The organism is Streptomyces sp. NPDC023723 (genome assembly GCF_040639815.1).
Taxonomy (GTDB): Bacteria; Actinomycetota; Actinomycetes; order Streptomycetales; family Streptomycetaceae; genus Streptomyces.
In genome coordinates, this window is sequence record NZ_JBFAAP010000012.1 from 15,378 (window position 1) to 32,413 (window position 17,036).

The 17,036-nt window shown below is 72.8% G+C and carries 16 protein-coding genes and 1 pseudogene; 11 read left to right on the forward strand and 6 right to left on the reverse strand.

Going from position 1 to position 17,036, the window contains the following annotated elements; genetic code table 11:
- Positions 1-55: 55 nt before the first annotated feature.
- Positions 56-832 carry an amino acid ABC transporter ATP-binding protein gene (locus AB0G32_RS16015; RefSeq protein WP_361162931.1) on the reverse strand — a complete coding sequence of 259 codons (777 nt, stop codon included), beginning with the start codon at positions 830-832 and terminating at the stop codon, positions 56-58.
- A 287-nt stretch (positions 833-1,119) separates the two neighbouring features.
- Here AB0G32_RS16015 and AB0G32_RS16020 point away from each other — a divergent pair, with 287 nt between their 5' ends.
- A complete protein-coding gene (locus AB0G32_RS16020) occupies positions 1,120-1,803 on the forward strand; it encodes a response regulator transcription factor (RefSeq protein WP_361162933.1) in 684 nt (227 codons plus the stop codon).
- A gap of 9 nt (positions 1,804-1,812) precedes the next feature.
- Positions 1,813-3,210 (forward strand): HAMP domain-containing sensor histidine kinase, encoded by a 1,398-nt coding sequence (locus AB0G32_RS16025; RefSeq protein WP_361162935.1) that lies wholly within the window; start codon positions 1,813-1,815, stop codon positions 3,208-3,210.
- Positions 3,211-3,217: 7 nt separating this feature from the next.
- Here AB0G32_RS16025 and AB0G32_RS16030 read toward each other — a convergent pair whose 3' ends face one another.
- Positions 3,218-4,213 carry a TAXI family TRAP transporter solute-binding subunit gene (locus AB0G32_RS16030; protein WP_361162937.1) on the reverse strand — a complete coding sequence of 332 codons (996 nt, stop codon included), beginning with the start codon at positions 4,211-4,213 and terminating at the stop codon, positions 3,218-3,220.
- A gap of 89 nt (positions 4,214-4,302) precedes the next feature.
- Here AB0G32_RS16030 and AB0G32_RS16035 point away from each other — a divergent pair, with 89 nt between their 5' ends.
- Entirely contained in the window at positions 4,303-4,725 is a 423-nt protein-coding gene (locus AB0G32_RS16035; RefSeq protein ID WP_361162939.1) for a MazG nucleotide pyrophosphohydrolase domain-containing protein, read from the forward strand.
- A gap of 142 nt (positions 4,726-4,867) precedes the next feature.
- On the opposite strand, the gene AB0G32_RS16040 is transcribed toward AB0G32_RS16035, so the two are convergent.
- Positions 4,868-6,106: a cation:proton antiporter gene (locus AB0G32_RS16040; RefSeq protein ID WP_361162941.1), complete on the reverse strand. Its 1,239-nt coding sequence runs from the start codon at positions 6,104-6,106 to the stop codon at positions 4,868-4,870.
- A gap of 4 nt (positions 6,107-6,110) precedes the next feature.
- Entirely contained in the window at positions 6,111-6,596 is a 486-nt protein-coding gene (locus tag AB0G32_RS16045) for a TrkA C-terminal domain-containing protein (protein ID WP_361162943.1), read from the reverse strand.
- Between the two features lie 240 nt (positions 6,597-6,836).
- On the opposite strand from AB0G32_RS16045, the pseudogene AB0G32_RS16050 reads away from it, so the two are divergent.
- The 4 genes and pseudogenes from AB0G32_RS16050 to AB0G32_RS16065 all read left to right on the forward strand — a co-directional run.
- A pseudogene (locus tag AB0G32_RS16050) lies at positions 6,837-7,766 on the forward strand (HAMP domain-containing sensor histidine kinase); the annotation flags it as partial.
- A gap of 290 nt (positions 7,767-8,056) precedes the next feature.
- Entirely contained in the window at positions 8,057-8,725 is a 669-nt protein-coding gene (locus tag AB0G32_RS16055; RefSeq protein ID WP_361162945.1) for a response regulator transcription factor, read from the forward strand.
- A 67-nt stretch (positions 8,726-8,792) separates the two neighbouring features.
- Complete coding sequence (gene miaB / locus AB0G32_RS16060) at positions 8,793-10,313, forward strand: tRNA (N6-isopentenyl adenosine(37)-C2)-methylthiotransferase MiaB (RefSeq protein WP_361162947.1); 1,521 nt, start codon at positions 8,793-8,795, stop codon at positions 10,311-10,313.
- 128 nt (positions 10,314-10,441) lie between these two features.
- Positions 10,442-11,167 carry a class III extradiol dioxygenase subunit B-like domain-containing protein gene (locus AB0G32_RS16065; RefSeq protein WP_361162949.1) on the forward strand — a complete coding sequence of 242 codons (726 nt, stop codon included), beginning with the start codon at positions 10,442-10,444 and terminating at the stop codon, positions 11,165-11,167.
- A 155-nt stretch (positions 11,168-11,322) separates the two neighbouring features.
- Here AB0G32_RS16065 and AB0G32_RS16070 read toward each other — a convergent pair whose 3' ends face one another.
- Both AB0G32_RS16070 and AB0G32_RS16075 read right to left on the reverse strand, forming a co-directional pair.
- Positions 11,323-11,595, reverse strand: coding sequence for an antitoxin (locus AB0G32_RS16070; RefSeq protein ID WP_361162951.1), 273 nt, complete (start codon positions 11,593-11,595; stop codon positions 11,323-11,325).
- 35 nt (positions 11,596-11,630) lie between these two features.
- Positions 11,631-11,900, reverse strand: coding sequence for a hypothetical protein (locus AB0G32_RS16075; protein WP_361162953.1), 270 nt, complete (start codon positions 11,898-11,900; stop codon positions 11,631-11,633).
- 181 nt (positions 11,901-12,081) lie between these two features.
- Here AB0G32_RS16075 and miaA point away from each other — a divergent pair, with 181 nt between their 5' ends.
- The 4 genes from miaA (at position 12,082) to AB0G32_RS16095 (ending at position 16,946) form a co-directional block, all read left to right on the forward strand.
- Positions 12,082-13,020: a tRNA (adenosine(37)-N6)-dimethylallyltransferase MiaA gene (gene miaA, locus AB0G32_RS16080; protein WP_361162955.1), complete on the forward strand. Its 939-nt coding sequence runs from the start codon at positions 12,082-12,084 to the stop codon at positions 13,018-13,020.
- A gap of 108 nt (positions 13,021-13,128) precedes the next feature.
- On the forward strand, positions 13,129-13,644 hold the full coding sequence (locus AB0G32_RS16085) for a hypothetical protein (RefSeq protein WP_361163167.1): 516 nt from the start codon (positions 13,129-13,131) through the stop codon (positions 13,642-13,644).
- A 50-nt stretch (positions 13,645-13,694) separates the two neighbouring features.
- Positions 13,695-14,564 carry a diaminopimelate epimerase gene (gene dapF, locus AB0G32_RS16090; RefSeq protein WP_361162957.1) on the forward strand — a complete coding sequence of 290 codons (870 nt, stop codon included), beginning with the start codon at positions 13,695-13,697 and terminating at the stop codon, positions 14,562-14,564.
- Positions 14,565-14,780: 216 nt separating this feature from the next.
- Entirely contained in the window at positions 14,781-16,946 is a 2,166-nt protein-coding gene (locus tag AB0G32_RS16095) for an HD domain-containing protein (RefSeq protein ID WP_361162959.1), read from the forward strand.
- Positions 16,947-17,036: the final 90 nt, after the last annotated feature.

Genomic DNA, 17,036 nt, shown 5'->3' on the forward strand with positions numbered 1-17,036 from the left:
GATGAGCAGATGGGGCCGTCAAGCGCGGGTGACGTGAGCCGGCGGAGCAGCGGCGTCAGTGGTGCAGGATCTTCGACAGGAAGTCCTTGGCGCGATCGCTGCGCGGGTTGCTGAAGAACTGGTCCGGCGTGGCCTCTTCGACGATCTTGCCGTCGGCCATGAAGACCACGCGGTTGGCGGCGGACCGGGCGAAGCCCATCTCGTGCGTGACGACGATCATCGTCATGCCGTCCCGGGCGAGTTGCTGCATGACCTCAAGGACCTCGTTGATCATCTCCGGGTCCAGCGCCGAGGTCGGCTCGTCGAAGAGCATGACCTTCGGGTCCATGGCCAGCGCGCGGGCGATCGCGACGCGCTGCTGCTGGCCGCCGGAGAGCTGCGCGGGGTACTTCTCCGCCTGGGCGCCGACCCCGACCCGGTCGAGCAGGGCGCGGGCCTTCTCCTCGGCCTGCTTCTTGTCCGCCTTGCGGACCTTGACCTGGCCCAGGATGACGTTGTCGAGCACCGTCTTGTGCGCGAAGAGGTTGAAGGACTGGAAGACCATGCCGACGTCGGCCCGCAGTCGCGCCAGCTCCCGGCCCTCCTGGGGCAGCGGCTTGCCGTCGATCGTGATGGCGCCGGAGTCGATCGTCTCCAGGCGGTTGATGGTGCGGCACAGCGTGGACTTACCGGACCCGGAGGGCCCGATCACCACGACGACCTCGCCGCGGGCGATCGTCAGATCGATGTCCTGGAGCACGTGCAACGCGCCGAAGTGCTTGTTGACATTCTTCAGTACGACCAGATCGCCGGTTGCGGCCACGTCCTGCTTGGCCACCGATACTTCGGTCATCGCTCTGAGGCTCCGTCCTCCTCGGTTTTGGAGGACAGTAGTGAGGCCGGACGACCTGCGTCATTACATCTGAGGGAGATCTGAGCATCACGATCCGATAGCAATCGGACACGTGTCGTAGCAGTTGCGAGCAGGGCGCATATCGGCCGGATAACTTCGGGGTTTCCGCAACCGGAACCCCCTTGACGCCGTCCCTGTCCATCAGCGTGACTGCACGGGTACGCGCGCGTACCGACGTCGTTTGTACCCGTGCCGAGCGTACGGCGGATGAACCGAAGGGGGACCGGATGAGACTGCTGCTCGTCGAGGACGACAACCATGTCGCCGCCGCCCTGTCCGCGATCCTGGCGCGGCACGGCTTCGACGTCACCCACGCGCGCAGCGGCGAGGAGGCGCTGCGGGCGCTGGTCCCCGAGAGCGACGGCTTCGGCGTCGTCCTGCTCGACCTGGGCCTGCCCGACCAGGACGGCTACGAGGTCTGCGGCAAGATACGCAAGCGCACCGCCACACCGGTCATCATGGTGACCGCCCGCGCGGACGTCCGCTCCCGCATCCACGGCCTCAACCTGGGCGCCGACGACTACGTGGTCAAGCCGTACGACACCGGCGAACTGCTGGCCCGGATCCACGCCGTCAGCCGGCGCACCGTCCACGAGGACGCGCCGGGCGCGGAGCACGAGGTGCGCCTCGGCGCCGTGCACATCGAACTGCCCACCCGCCAGGTACGGGTGGACGGTACGGTCGTCCAGCTCACCCGCAAGGAGTTCGACCTGCTCGCCCTGCTCGCCCAGCGCCCCGGGGTGGTCTTCCGCCGGGAACAGATCATCAGCGAGGTGTGGCGCACCAGTTGGGAGGGGACGGGGCGCACCCTTGAGGTGCACGTCGCCTCGCTGCGCGCCAAGCTGCGCAGGCCGGCCCTGATCGAGACGGTGCGCGGCGTCGGCTACCGGCTCGTCGCCCCCGTCGCGTAGCGGGTCCAGGTGCGCGCACGACTCCTCCCGCTGCTGATCGTCCTGCTGGCGGCCATGCTGCTGGCGTTCGGGGTGCCGCTCGCCGTCAGCGTGGCCCGGGCCGAGCAGCAGGAGACGGTCGTCGACCGCATCGACGACACCGCGCGGTTCGCGGCGCTCGCCCAGTTCGTCGGCGACGCGCCCTCCGGGTCGCGCACCACCCCCACCGAGCAGTTGGAGACCCTGCAGAGCGAACTGATCAGCTACTACGAGGTCTACGACATCCGGGCCGCCGTCTTCTACACCAATCACATCCCCATGGCCAATGCCCCGACGACCTGGTTCCTCCCCCAGGAGGGCGAGGCGCGCGACGCCTTCGACGAGGCGCTGCTCAGCCGCCGCAGCCACGACCCGGAGCAGGTGTGGCCCTGGGAGGACGGCCGGCTGGTGGTCGCCTCACCGGTCATCCGGGACGGCGACGTGGTCGCGGTGGTGGTCACCGACTCGCCCACCGGTCCGATGCGGTCGCGCACCCTGGACGGCTGGCTGGTCATCGCCGCCGGTGAGATCGCCGCGATGTTACTGGCCGTCGGCGCCGCCCTGCGGCTCACCGGCTGGGTGCTGCGCCCCGTCCGCGTCCTGGACGCCACCACCCACGACATCGCCACCGGCCGCCTCAAGTCCCGGGTCGCCCCGTCCGGGGGACCGCCGGAACTGCGGCGGCTGGCCCGGTCGTTCAACGAGATGGTGGACAACGTCGAGGACGTGCTGGAGCAGCAGCGCGCCTTCGTCGCCGACGCCTCCCACCAGCTGCGCAACCCGCTGGCCGCGCTGCTGCTCCGCATCGAGCTGCTCGCTTTCGAACTGCCCGAGGGCAACGCGGAGATCGCCTCCGTGCAGACCGAGGGCAAGCGGCTGGCCCACGTCCTGGACGACCTGCTGGACCTGGCGCTGGCCGAGCACACCGAGCCCGACCTGAAGGTCACCGACATCGGCGCGCTGGCCGCCGAGCGGGTCGCGGCCTGGTCGCCGACGGCCGCCGCCAAGGGCGTGGTGCTGGCCGGGGACTGCCCGCCGACCACCGCCTGGTCGGACCCGGTGGCACTCTCCAGCGCCTTGGACGCGGTGATCGACAACGCGGTGAAGTTCACCCCCGAGGGCGAGATCGTGCAGGTCACGGTCGCCTCCGACGGCGTCCTTTCGACCGTCGTCGTCGCCGACCGCGGCCCCGGTCTGACCGACGAGGAACTCTCCCGGGTCGGCGACCGTTTCTGGCGCAGCGGCCGGCACCAGAACATCAAGGGCTCCGGGCTCGGCCTGTCCATCTGCCGCGCCCTGCTCGCCGCGGGCGGCGGCACGATGGCCTACGAGCACCATCGTCCGCACGGACTGAAGGTGACCGTGGCAGTGCCGAGAAGCGCGCCCTGAGGGCCGGTCAGGGCTTGACGGACGCGTAGTAGCGCCGGGCGCCCTCGTGGAGCTGGAGCGGGTCGGTGTAGATCGCCGTGCGCAGATCGACCAACTGGGCCGAGTGCACGTGCGCCCCGATGCCGTCCCGGCTCTCGATCACCGTCCGGGTCAGCCACTCGGTGATCCGGGGATCGGCGTCCTCCCGCGTGATCAGTACGTTGGACACCGCCATCGTCGGCACCGCGTACCCGTTCTGGACCGTGGGGTAGGCCGACTCCGGCATGGCGGCGGCCCGGTAGTAGCGAGTCGGTCCCGCCTGGTCGTGCAGCTTGGCGACGAGCTTCGCCTCGATCGGCACGAACCGGAACGACGGCTTCTTGGCGATCCGTTCCAGCCCGTCCGTCGGCAGCCCGCCCGACCAGAAGAACGCGTCGAGCCCGTGCCCCAGCCGCTCGGGGCCGGTGTCGATGCCGTCGGCCCGCGCGGTGATGTCCGTCTGCGGATCGATGCCCGCGGCCTTCAGCAGCCGGGTCGCTATCAGCCGCACGCCCGAGTCCGGCAGCCCGATGGCCACCCGCTTGCCCCGCAGGTCGGCGACCGACTGGATCGGCGAGTCGGCGGAGACGACCAGCTGTACGTAGTCGTCGTACAGCCGCGCCACCCCGCGCAGCCGGTCGGCGCCGGGCCGGTCGTCGTAGCCGTACGTCTCCACCGCGTCGGCCGCGGCGATCGCGAAGTCGGCCTGGCCGGTCGCCACCCGTGCGACGTTCTCCTGGGACCCCGCGCTGGTGCGCAGCTTCACCTTCAGCCCCGGCATGTCCTTGCGCAGTTCCTCGCGCAGCAGTTCGCCGTACTTCTGGTAGACCCCCGCGCGGGTGCCGGTGGCCAGTGTGATCGTCCCCGTCGGCGGCTTCTCGCCCAGCGGCAGCAGCCACCACAGCAGCAGGCCGAACGCGACGGCGGCGGCCGTCGCGCCCAGCAGGGCCCGGCGGGTGCCGATACGGGAGAACAGCGTGGGCATGCGCGCGATCCTGCCAGCCCGCATGCCCGCTGACCAGGGCGGCCGGGGGCGGGGCCGGATTGTCACAGGCGGTCGTTACAGTCGGTCGCATGAGTTCGTCCTTCATCGACGGCGCGAGTCCGTCCCCCGCTGACCTGGTCCGGGTCTTCCACCGGACTTTCGGGCTGGACGCCCGCGACACCCCGGCGCGGGTGGATCCGCGCCTGGCCGCCCACCGCGGCGAACTGCTCGCCGAGGAGGCGGCGGAGGTGGCCGAGGTCTCCGTCGAAGGACCGCTGGACCACCTCGCGCACGAACTGGCCGACGTGGTCTACGTCGCCTACGGCACGGCCCTGGTGCACGGCATCGACCTGGACGCGGTGATCGCCGAGATCCACCGGTCCAACATGACGAAGCTGGGCCCCGATGGGCAGATCAGCCGCAGGGCCGACGGCAAGGTCCTCAAGGGCGAGCACTACGAGGCACCGGACGTGGCGGGGGTGCTGCGGCGGCAGGGGTGGACGCCGGACTGACCCGACCCTCAGCCGGCACCGACGCCGGGCTGTCCTGCCTCTCACTCGGCCACCGATGCCGGGCCGCCTGCCCCTCGCTCGGCCACCGATACCGGGCCGCCCCGCCTCTCACTCGGCCACCGACGCCGGGCCGCCCCGCCTCTCACTCGGCCACCGACGCCTCCGCGTCGGCCGGCCGGGGTGTCTCCTCGGGGAGGTCCGGGCGGCGGTCCCGCTTGGCGTTCCGGCGGCGGGCCAGCAGGCTCGCGACCGACTCGGTGTACCGGGCGGTGAGAGGACCGAGGATGACCAGTATCAGCACGTACGCCGTCGCCAGCGGGCCGAGGGACGGTTCGATACCGGCCGAGACGGCAAGCCCCGCGATCACGATGGAGAACTCGCCGCGGGCCACCAGCGCGCCGCCCGCCCGCCAGCGTCCCTTGACCGAGATCCCGGCCCGCCGCGCCGCCCAGTACCCCGTGGCGATCTTCGTCAGAGCGGTGAGGACGGCCAGCGCGAAGGCGGGCAGCAGCACCGGCGGAATGCTCGCCGGGTCGGTGTGCAGCCCGAAGAAGACGAAGAACACGGCGGCGAACAGGTCCCGCAACGGACTCAGCAGCGTGTGCGCGCCCTCCGCGACCTCCCCGGACAGCGCGATGCCCACCAGGAACGCGCCGACCGCCGCCGACACCTGGAGCTGCTGGGCCACACCCGCGACCAGGATGGTCAGCCCCAGCACGACCAGGAGCAGCTTCTCCGGGTCGTCGCTGGAGACGAACCGGGAGATCACCCGGCCGTAGCGGACCGCCACGAACAGCACGATCCCGGCCGCGCCCAGCGCGATCGCCAGCGTCACGCTGCCCGTCATCAGCCCGGCACCGGCCACCAGCGCCGTGACGATCGGCAGATACACCGCCATCGCCAGGTCCTCCAGGACCAGCACGCTGAGGATCACCGGGGTCTCCCGGTTGCCGACCCGGCCGAGATCACCGAGCACCTTGGCGATCACACCGGACGACGAGATCCAGGTGACACCGGCCAGGACGACGGCCGCGACCGGGCCCCAGCCCATCAGCAGCGCCGCCGCCGCGCCCGGCAGGGCGTTGAACGCGCAGTCGACCAGCCCCGCCGGATAGTGCGACTTCAGATTGGTGACCAGGTCACCGGCCGTGTACTCCAGGCCCAGCATCAGCAGCAGCAGGATGACGCCGATCTCGGCGCCGGTCGCCACGAACTCCTCGCTCGCGCCCAGCGGCAGCAGCCCGCCCTCGCCGAAGGCCAGCCCGGCGAGCAGGTACAGGGGTATGGGAGAGAGCCCGAACCGCCCGGCGAACCGGCCGAGCAGGCCGAGGCCCAGGATGATGGAACCGAACTCGATCAGCAGTACCGCGGAACCGTGCACCGGGTCACTCCCGCCCGAGTATCGCCGCGGCCGCGTCGACGCCTTCTCGGGTGCCGATGACGATCACCAGGTCGCCGCCCATCAGCCGGAAGTCCGGGGCCGGGGACGGGACCGCCTCGGCGTGCCGCAGCACGGCCACGATCGACGCGCCGGTCTCGGTCCGCATCCTGGTGTCGCCCAGCACCCGCCCGTTCCAGTGGGAGGTCGCGGCCACCTCGATCCGCTCGGCCACCAGCCCGAGACCGGAGGCGCCCAGCAGGCTCGCGCTCTGGTGCGACGGCTTCAGCGCGTTGATCAGCGCGTCCGCCTCGGCGGACGTCAGCTTCAGGGACTGCGCGCAGGAGTCGGGGTCGTCGGCCCGGTACACGTTGACCGTGCGGGCGCCGTCACGGTGCGCCACCACCGACAGCTGGCGGTGTTCCCGGGTGACCAGGTCGTACTGGACCCCGATGCCGGGCAGCGGCGTCGCCCTCAGGCGTGGAGCGGACACGTGGCTTCCCCTCGTTCGTTCTCGTGCTGTGCGGCGCCCCGGTGCCCATGGGATCCGGTGGCGCGTCGCCATGCTGTCATCCGCGCGTACGGTGGCGATATGGGTGTCGTGACGGATATACGCAACCGGCCGGGAGTACGGAGACTGCTCCCGGCGGCGTCGTGGGCGGGACCGGCGGCCCCGGGACCGGCGGCCGCGAAATCCGCGTCCGCGAGTGACGGAGGGAGCGGGAAGCAGACCGTGTCGCTGTTCTGGCGGATCTTCTCGCTCAACGCCACCGGCCTGGTGCTGGCCACCGCGCTGCTGCTGGGACCGGTCACGGTCTCCACCCCCGTGCTGCCGCACGAGGCACTGATCCTGCTCGGCGGCCTCGCCGCGCTGCTGATCGGCAACGCGATCGTGCTGCGGGTCGGCCTCACCCCGCTGCGACGGCTGGGCCACGCGATGTCCACCGCCGACCTGCTGCGCCCCGGAACCCGCCCGGAGGTCTCCGGCCCGGCCGAGGCGGCCGTGCTGATCGCGACGTACAACACCATGCTCGACCGTCTCCAGGCGGAACGCGCCGCCGGGGCCGCCCACGCGCTGCACGCCCAGGAACGCGAGCGGCACCGCATCGCCCGGGAACTGCACGACGAGGTCGGCCAGACCCTCACCGCCGTCCTGCTCCAGCTCAAACGGGTCGCCGACCGGGTGCCCGCCGAACTGCGTGACGAGGTGGGCCAGACCCAGGAGGCGACCCGGGCCGGACTGGACGAGATCCGGCGCATCGCCCGCCGGCTGCGCCCCGGTGTGCTGGAGGAACTGGGCCTGGCCAGCGCCCTGCGTTCGCTCGCCACCGAGTTCACCCACCACGGGCTCACCGTGCGCCACCAGGTCCCCGGCGAACTGCCCCCGCTCTCCCCGGAGGCGGAACTCGTCCTCTACCGGGTCGCGCAGGAGGGCCTGACCAACACCGCCCGGCACTCCGCCGCCGACCGTGCCGACGTCACCCTGCGCCGGCTTCCCGACGCCGTCGAACTCCTGGTCCGCGACAACGGCACCGGCATCGGCGGCGCCCCCGAGGGGGCCGGTATCGGCGGCATGCGGGAACGCGCCCTGCTGGTGGGAGCCGACCTGTCGGTGGCACCCGGCCCGGACGGGGGCACCCACGTACGCCTGCGCGTACCTGTCGCCCCCGGCGGAACTGACATCCACGCGCGCGTACCGGCGGACCTCGCCGGCACCGACCCGTACGCGCGCGTACCCGCGGACCCCGCCGCCCCCGACCCGTACGCGCGCGTGCCCGCCGGTACGCCCGCGACCGACCTCCACACGCGCGTGCCCGCCGGTACGCCCGGGACCGGCCCGTACGCGCGCGTGGAGGTTGGCCCGCCCTGGACCGACCCGTACGCGAACGCGCCCGCCGCAATGACCGGAACCGACCCCCGCGCGAACGCGCCCACCGCGCCCGGAGACCGCTGATGACCATCCACTCCCCGCCGCCCCCGATCCGCGTCCTGCTCGCCGACGACCACACCCTGGTGCGCCGCGGTGTGCGCCTCATACTCGACGGCGAACCCGACCTGAGGGTCGTCGCCGAGGCCGGGGACGGCGCCGAGGCGGTCGCGGCGGCCCGGTCCGGCGGCGTGGACCTCGCCGTCCTGGACGTCGCCATGCCCCGGACGACCGGCCTCCAGGCGGCCCGCGAACTCTCCCGCCGCCTGCCCGACCTGCGCATACTCATCCTGACGATGTACGACAACGAGCAGTACTTCTTCGAGGCCCTCAAGGCGGGCGCCTGCGGCTACGTGCTCAAATCGGTCGCCGACCGCGACCTGGTGGAGGCGTGCCGGGCCGCCGTGCGCGACGAGCCGTTCATCTACCCGGGCGCCGAGCGCGCCCTGGTCCGCGCCTATCTGGACCGCCTGCACCGGGGCGACGGACTGCCCGCGCGGCCGATCACCGAGCGCGAGGAGGAGATCCTCAAGCTCGTCGCCGAGGGACACACCTCCAAGGAGATCGGCGAACTCCTCTTCATCAGCGCCAAGACCGTCGAACGGCACCGCGCCAACCTGCTCCAGAAGCTCGGCGTCCGGGACCGCCTGGAGCTGACCCGGTACGCGATCCGAGCCGGCCTCATCGAGCCCTGACCAGCGGCTTTCGCGGTTGTCCACAGGCCGCCCGGGGCACTGCCGCGGAGCGCCTACCCTTATTGCCATGACCAGCATCGACCGGAGCCAGACCGTGGGCGCCCCCCGCACATACGAGGTACGCACCTACGGGTGCCAGATGAACGTCCACGACTCCGAGCGATTGTCAGGTCTGCTGGAGGACGCCGGGTACGTCCGCGCCCCGGAGAGCGCCGACGGCGACGCGGACGTCGTCGTCTTCAACACCTGCGCGGTGCGCGAGAACGCCGACAACAAGCTGTACGGCAACCTGGGCCACCTCGCCCCGAAGAAGGCGAGCCGCCCCGGCATGCAGATCGCGGTCGGCGGCTGTCTGGCTCAGAAGGACCGCGACACCATCGTGAAACGCGCCCCCTGGGTGGACGTGGTCTTCGGCACGCACAACATCGGCAAGCTGCCGGTCCTCCTGGAGCGCGCCCGCGTGCAGGAGGAGGCACAGGTAGAGATCGCCGAGTCGCTGGAGGCGTTCCCGTCCACGCTGCCCACCCGCCGCGAGAGCGCCTACGCCGCCTGGGTCTCCATCTCGGTGGGCTGCAACAACACCTGCACCTTCTGCATCGTCCCCGCCCTGCGCGGCAAGGAGAAGGACCGCCGCCCCGGCGACATCCTGGCCGAGGTCGAGGCCCTGGTCGCCGAGGGCGTCTGCGAGATCACCCTGCTCGGGCAGAACGTCAACGCGTACGGCTCCGACATCGGCGACCGCGAGGCATTCAGCAAGCTGCTGCGGGCCTGCGGCACCATCGACGGCCTGGAGCGGGTCCGCTTCACCTCACCGCACCCGCGCGACTTCACCGACGACGTGATCGCCGCCATGGCCGAGACGCCGAACGTGATGCCGCAGCTGCACATGCCGCTCCAGTCCGGCTCCGACCCGGTCCTCAAGGCGATGCGCCGCTCCTACCGCCAGGAGCGCTACCTCGGGATCATCGAGAAGGTCCGCGCCGCCATCCCGCACGCCGCGATCACCACCGACATCATCGTCGGCTTCCCCGGCGAGACCGAGGCGGATTTCGAGCAGACCCTGCACGTCGTCCGCGAGGCCCGGTTCGCGCAGGCGTTCACCTTCCAGTACTCCAAGCGCCCCGGCACCCCGGCCGCCGAGATGGACGGCCAGATCCCCAAGAAGGTCGTCCAGGAGCGCTACGAGCGGCTGGTCGCCCTCCAGGAGGAGATCTCCTGGGAGGAGAACAAGAAGCAGGTCGGCCGCACCGTGGAGCTGATGGTCGCCGAGGGCGAGGGCCGCAAGGACGGCAGCACCCACCGCCTCTCCGGCCGCGCCCCCGACAACCGCCTGGTCCACTTCACCAAGCCGGACCAGGAGGTCCGGCCCGGCGACGTGGTCACCGTCGAGATCACCTACGCCGCCCCGCACCACCTGCTCGCGGAGGGCACTGTCCTCGCGATGCGGCGCACCCGCGCGGGCGACGCCTGGGAGATGCGCAACACGGCGGAACAGACCGCCAAGTCCACGGGCGTGCTGCTGGGCCTGCCGAAGATCGGCGTCCCCGAACCACTGCCGGCCGTGGCGAGCGGCTGCGGCTGCGACTGACCGCGCGGCCGGGAGGCCGGGAAGGGAGGAGGGGCGGGCGCAGAGGTCGATGTCGGTCGGCTGACCCAGACCCCGCCACCGCGCTGCCCCGGAAACCCTCCAGAGCGGACGGGGATACGCTGCCGATCATGCTTGTCGCCGCCGCCGTCTGTCCCTGCCCGCCCCTCCTGGTCCCCGAGGTCGCCGCGGGCGCCGCGCCAGAACTCGATCCGGCGCGCGCCAGGTGCGCGGACGCGCTGGGCGGGCTCGCCGCCGCGCGGCCCGACCTGCTCGTGGTCGTCGGGCCCGCCGAGGGCACCGGACCGCAGGAGACCGAGCGGTACCCCGAGGGCGCCCGCGGATCGTTCCGCGGCTTCGGCGTGGACGTGGACGTACGGCTCGGTGCCGACCGGGGCGGCGAGGCGACCGGGCCGGAGCTGCCGTACGGGCTCGCGGTCGGTGCCTGGCTGCTGGCGCGGACGGGGTGGTCCGCCACGCCGGTCGAAGGGCTCGGCGTGGGGGAGTTCCTGGCGGCCGAGCGGTGCGCCGCCCTCGGGCGGGACATCGCCGGGCGAGCCGGCCGGGTGGCGATGCTCGTGCTGGGAGACGCCAGCGCCTGCCGCACAGTCAAGGCGCCCGGCTACCTCGACGAGCGGGCGGCACCCTTCGACGCGGAGGCGGCCCGCGCGCTGGGCGCGGCGGACCTGGCGGCGCTCAGGGCCCTGGATCCGGAACTGGCCCACGAGCTGAAGGTGTCCGGGCGGGCACCCTGGCAGGTCCTCGCGGGCGCCGCCGAGGGCACTGGCCTGAGCGGCACGCTGCTGTACGAGGACGCGCCCTACGGGGTCGGCTACGTGGTGGCCGCCTGGTCGTAGCCCCGTAGCCCCGTAGCCCCGTAGCCCCGTAGCCCCGTAGCCCCGCAGCGCGAAGGTGCCGTGGCGGGCGGGGCATGCCGGTACCCGACGGCGGACGGCCGGGAGCCATGCGCTCCGCGGCCGTCCGCCGTCGGGTACCCGCCGATCCGTGCCGTTCAGCCGGCCGGGGGTGTGGGACCCGCCGGGGGCGGGCCGCCCGCCGGGCCGGAGCCGGGATCGTCCTTGTGCGCCAGGCGGTCCACAGCGTCCTTGGCCTTGCCCGTACCGGACTGGATCCGGTCGCTGTACTTGCCCTTGGTCTTCTCGTCGACGGTCTTCGCCGCCCTGTCGAGACCGTGCTGGATCTTGCCCCCGTGCTGTTGCGCGAGGTCGGAGACCTTGCCCTTCGCCGGGCCCAGCTTGGCCTTCAAGTTGTCCAGGAGACCCATGGTCCACCTTCCTGCGCGGCTGGTGCGGTCAACTGTCAGGTGCGGGCGCCCTCACCGGCCTCGTTGTCGACGGCCTCCCCGGCGGACTGCTGCTTGGGGATCTCGACGCCGTCGGACCCGGCACCGCCGGCGGTCTCCTCGACCGCCGGCTGCGCCGCCCCGTCGGCTCCGGCCCCGGCCGGCTCAGCGGCGACGGCCGCCTTCTCCGCCTCGGCCTCGGCGGCCGGTGCGCCGACCGCCGCCTCGGTGGCCGCTGCCTCCTCCGTGGCCTTCGACCTCCGAAGAAGTCGTGTAAAAACGCCCATATCAACTCCATACGGTACTCGTGCGGGCGAATTCCCGCGTCGCCCGGTGCGTCCGTTCGCGCGACCCGGGCCACCGCCTCCGTGCGCCGGGGCGGGAACCTCGCAACGGGCAACGACCCCGATGACGTCCCGTCACGTAACTCGTTCGTGGCCGCACCGGGAGGTTTGCGAGACTGGGGCGGTGAGCAGTGCACCTCCCGCCCCCCGCGTCATCGCCGTCGTCGGACCGACCGCGGCCGGTAAGTCCGATCTGGGCGTCTTCCTGGCCGAGCGGCTCGGCGGCGAAGTCGTCAACGCCGACTCCATGCAGCTCTACCAAGGGATGGACATCGGCACCGCCAAACTGACGCCCGAGGAGCGCGCGGGAGTCCCGCACCACCTCCTGGACATCTGGGAGGTGACCGTCACCGCCTCCGTAGCCGAGTACCAGCGCCTCGCCCGGGAACGGATCGACGCCCTGCTCGCCGCCGGCCGCTGGCCGGTGCTGGTCGGCGGCTCCGGCCTCTACGTGCGGGGCGCCGTCGACAAGATGGAGTTCCCCGGCACCGACCCGGAGATCAGGGCCAGGCTGGAGGAGGAGCTGACCCTGCGCGGCTCCGGGGCGCTGCACGCCCGGCTGGCCGCCGCCGACCCGGAGGCCGCCCGCGCCATCCTGCCCGGCAACGGCCGCCGGATCGTCCGCGCGCTCGAGGTGATCGAGATCACCGGCCGCCCCTTCACCGCCAACCTCCCCGGCCACGACTCGGTCTACGACACCGTGCAGATCGGCGTGGACGTGGCCCGCCCGGAACTGGACGCCCGTATCGCGCGCCGGGTGGACCGGATGTGGGCGGCCGGTCTGGTGGACGAAGTACGCGCACTGGAGGCGCGCGGGTTGCGAGAGGGGCGTACGGCGTCGCGCGCCCTCGGCTACCAGCAGGTGCTCACGGCGCTCGCCGGTGAGTGCACCATGGACGAGGCCCGGGACGAGACCGTACGGGCCACCAAACGCTTCGCGCGCCGTCAGGATTCGTGGTTCAGGCGCGACCCACGGGTGCACTGGTTGAGTGGGGCCGCGGCGGACCTCGGGGAACTTCCGCAGCTCGCGCTGTCATTGGTCGAACGACCGGTTACAGCCTGATCACGTCATGGCATCGGGACGCTCCGGCCGTCATCGCGGCCTGCGGGGGCGTGCCATCATCGAGCTTCGATCGACCAAGTGGAGTCCTAGTGGGGAGGGCGCGTGGCGATGGAGGCCGGCCCTCGTGACACCGCACCGAGCACCGATCACATCACCGTCGACGGCCCGGAACCGGAGCCGGACGCGGACCGTCCGGGCCCGGACCGGCTGGACGGGCTCGACGAGACGTCCGGCGGCGTGACCGCCGACGGCCCGGAGCCCGAGGAGATGTACGCGAGCGGCGAAGAGGTCGAGGTCGAGCTGCGTCCGCAGCGCCGGCTGCGCCTGTGGCAGCTCGCGCCCATCGTGTGCCTGGCCGCCGTCGGCTCCCTGATGTTCGCCTTCCCGCTCGCCTTCGACTTCGGCGACAGCGGGGCGATGATCGCCATGCTGGGGCTGCTGATCTGCTCCTGTGCGGCCGGCTGGGGCATGATGGCCGCCCGCCGGGTGGGCCACACCTGGCCGGGCCTGCCGCAGCGCGGCTCGGGCCGCCGCCCCGACTGGCGGGTGGTCCTCGCCTACGTGGTCGTGGTGGCGGCGGTCGTCGTCCTCGCGGTGTGGCGGGTGGCCCGCCTGCGCGGCTGAGGCCGCCCCTGTCCGGCGGGCCGGCCGGCGCCACCCCGTACGATCGAGGAATGAGCACGCGGATCGCTTTCCTCAAGGGTCACGGGACCGAGAACGACTTCGTGATCGTGCCGGACCCGGAGAACGCCGTCGAGCTGCCGCCGGCCGCCGTCGCCGCCCTGTGCGACCGCCGCGCCGGAATCGGCGGTGACGGGCTGCTGCACGTGGTGCGGTCCGCCGCGCACCCGGAGGCCCGGCACCTGGCGGCCGAGGCCGAGTGGTTCATGGACTACCGCAACGGCGACGGGTCCGTCGCCGAGATGTGCGGCAACGGCGTGCGGGTCTTCGCGCGCTACCTCCAGCACGCCGGGCTCGCCGGCGAGGGCGACCTCGCGGTCGGCACGCGCGGCGGCGTGAAGACCGTCCACCTGGCGAAGAACGGTGACATCACGGTCGGCATGGGCCGCGCGCTGCTCCCCGAGGGCGAGATCACGGTCGGCGCGGGCGAGCGCAGCTGGCCCGCGCGGAACGTGAACATGGGCAACCCGCACGCGGTCGCCTTCGTCGCCGACCTCGCGCACGCCGGCGACCTGCACTCGCCGCCGCCGTTCAGCCCGGCCGACGCCTACCCGGACGGGGTGAACGTCGAGTTCGTGGTCGACCGGGGCCCCGGGCACGTCGCGATGCGCGTGCACGAGCGTGGCTCCGGGGAGACCCGCTCGTGCGGCACGGGCGCGTGTGCCGTGGCCGTCGCCGCGGCCCGCCGGGACGACGCCGACCCGGCCGTCACCGGGACGCCGGCGACGTACCGGGTCGACGTCCCCGGCGGCACCCTGGTCATCACCGAGCGGCCGGACGGCGAGATCGAGATGACCGGCCCGGCGGTGATCGTCGCCGAGGGCGAGATCGACGCGGAGTGGCTGGCAGGGGCCGCCGGGTGAGCACCAGAGCGATCCTCGACGCCCCGCTCGGAAACATAAACCCGCCGCCCATCGCTCGAATGGGTGATCCGTTTCATGCTCGGCGAGAGGCGGTCGGCCGTACGTGATGGGCTCGATAGCATCAAGCACCGGCCCGGGCGGGGGACCGACGCCGTCCCCCGCGCCCCGTCCGCCCCGGGGTGGCCCGTCCGCCGGTCGACGCAGCCGGAGGTGCCCATGAACGCGGAGGCCGCGAAACCAGCGAGCCCCGGCCCGGTGACGCCCGCGACCACCGTCGCCGGTACCCCGGCGGCGCCCCGCCGCAAGGCCCGCCCCCGGCTCGATCTGCGGCGTCTGGGCCGCGCCGCGCTCCTCGGCACCGGCACCCGGGGCCGGCTGCCCGACGCCATCGGCCATGTGGTCGAGGCGCACCGCGCCCACCACCCCGACGCGGCCATCGACCCGCTGCGCCGCGCCTATCTGCTCGCCGAGTCCTCGCACCGCGGCCAGATGCGCAAGAGCGGCGAGCCCTACATCACGCACCCGCTCGCCGTCACTCTCATCCTCGCCGAGCTGGGCGCCGAGACCACGACACTGACCGCCTCCCTGCTGCACGACACCGTCGAGGACACCGAGGTGACCCTCGACCAGGTCGGCGCCGAGTTCGGCGAAGAGGTCCGCTATCTCGTCGACGGCGTCACCAAACTGGAGAAGGTCGACTACGGCGCCGCCGCCGAGCCCGAGACCTTCCGCAAGATGCTCGTCGCCACCGGCAACGACGTCCGGGTGATGTCGATCAAACTCGCCGACCGGCTGCACAACATGCGCACCCTCGGCGTCATGCGCCAGGAGAAGCAGGAACGCATCGCCAAGGTCACCCGCGACGTCCTCATCCCGCTCGCCGAACGGCTCGGTGTCCAGGCGCTCAAGACCGAGCTGGAGGACCTGGTCTTCGCGGTCCTGCACCCCGAGGACCACCGCCGCACCAAGGAGCTCATCGCCGAGAACGCGGCCCGCGCGGACGACCCGCTGGCCGCCACCGCCGACGAGGTGCGCGCCGTGCTGCGCGAGGCCGACATCCCGGCGGACGTGCTGATCCGGCCCCGCCACTTCGTCTCCGTGCACCGCGTGGGCCGCAAACGCGGCCGGATCGGCCCGACCGACTTCGGCCGCCTGCTGGTGCTGGTCAACGAGGACGCCGACTGCTACGCGGTGCTGGGCGAACTGCACACCTGTCTGACGCCGGTGGTCTCGGAGTTCAAGGACTTCATCGCGGTACCCAAGTTCAACCTCTACCAGTCGCTGCACACCGCGGTGGCCCGCGCGGGCGACGGCCAGGTCGTCGAGGTCCTCATCCGCACCCACCAGATGCACAAGGTCGCCGAGGCCGGCGTCGTCGCCCTCGGCAACCCGTACACCGGGCCCGCCGAGGAGCAGGCCGCGGGCGACGGCGAGCGGATCGACCCCACCCGCCCCGGCTGGCTCTCCCGCCTCCTGGACTGGCAGCGGGCCGCCCCCGACCCGGACACCTTCTGGTCCACCCTGCGCGAGGACCTCGCCCAGGACCGGGAGATCACCGTCTTCCGCCCGGACGGCGGCACGCTGGGCCTGCCGGACGGCGCGACCTGCGTGGACGCCGCCTACGCGCAGTACGGCGAGGACGCGCACGCCTGCATCGGCGCCCGGGTCAACGGCCGGCTGGCGACGCTCAGCACGGTGCTGCGCGACGGCGACACCGTGCAGCTCCTGATGGGCCAGGACCCGGCCTCCGAGCCGTCCCGGGAGTGGCTGGAGCACGCCCACACCCCCGCCGCCCGGATCGCCATCCAGCGCTGGCTCACCGCCCATCCGGGGCGCGGTGCCGCCGAGGACGCGGAATCCGCCCGGCCGGGCACCGACGAGGGGCTGGTCGTACGCCGTACCCCGGAGGACCCGTCCGGCGCCGACGCCCCCGCCGTCCTGGTCGACCTGCCGGACGTGACCGTACGGCTGGCCGGCTGCTGCACCCCCGTACCGCCCGACCGGGTCACCGGCTTCGCGGTGCGCGGGTCGGTGGTGACCGTGCACCGCGCGGAGTGCGCCGTGGTGGCGCGGATGAAGAGCGGAGGGCGCGCGGAGGTCGGCGTGCGCTGGGGCGGTACCGCCGGCGGCCGGGTCACGCTGCTCGCCGAATCGTTCGTCCGTCCGCATCTCCTCGCCGACCTCACCGAGGCGATGGCCCTGGAGGGCGCCGAAATCGTCTCCGCGACGGTCGAACCCCCCGACCGGCAGCGCGTGCGCCACACGTACACCGTCCGCCTCCCGGACGTCGCCCACCTCCCCGCCCTGATGCGCGCGATGCGCAACGTGGCGGGCGTGTACGACGTGAGCCGCGCCCAGCAGCCGCAGCCGACGGGGGGCTGAGACGCGGGCGGCGCCCGCCCCGTGGCGCACGCCTGGGCGCTCCGCAGCGCGGGAACCCGTTCGGGTGCGCCGGGCGCGCGCCGTCGACGT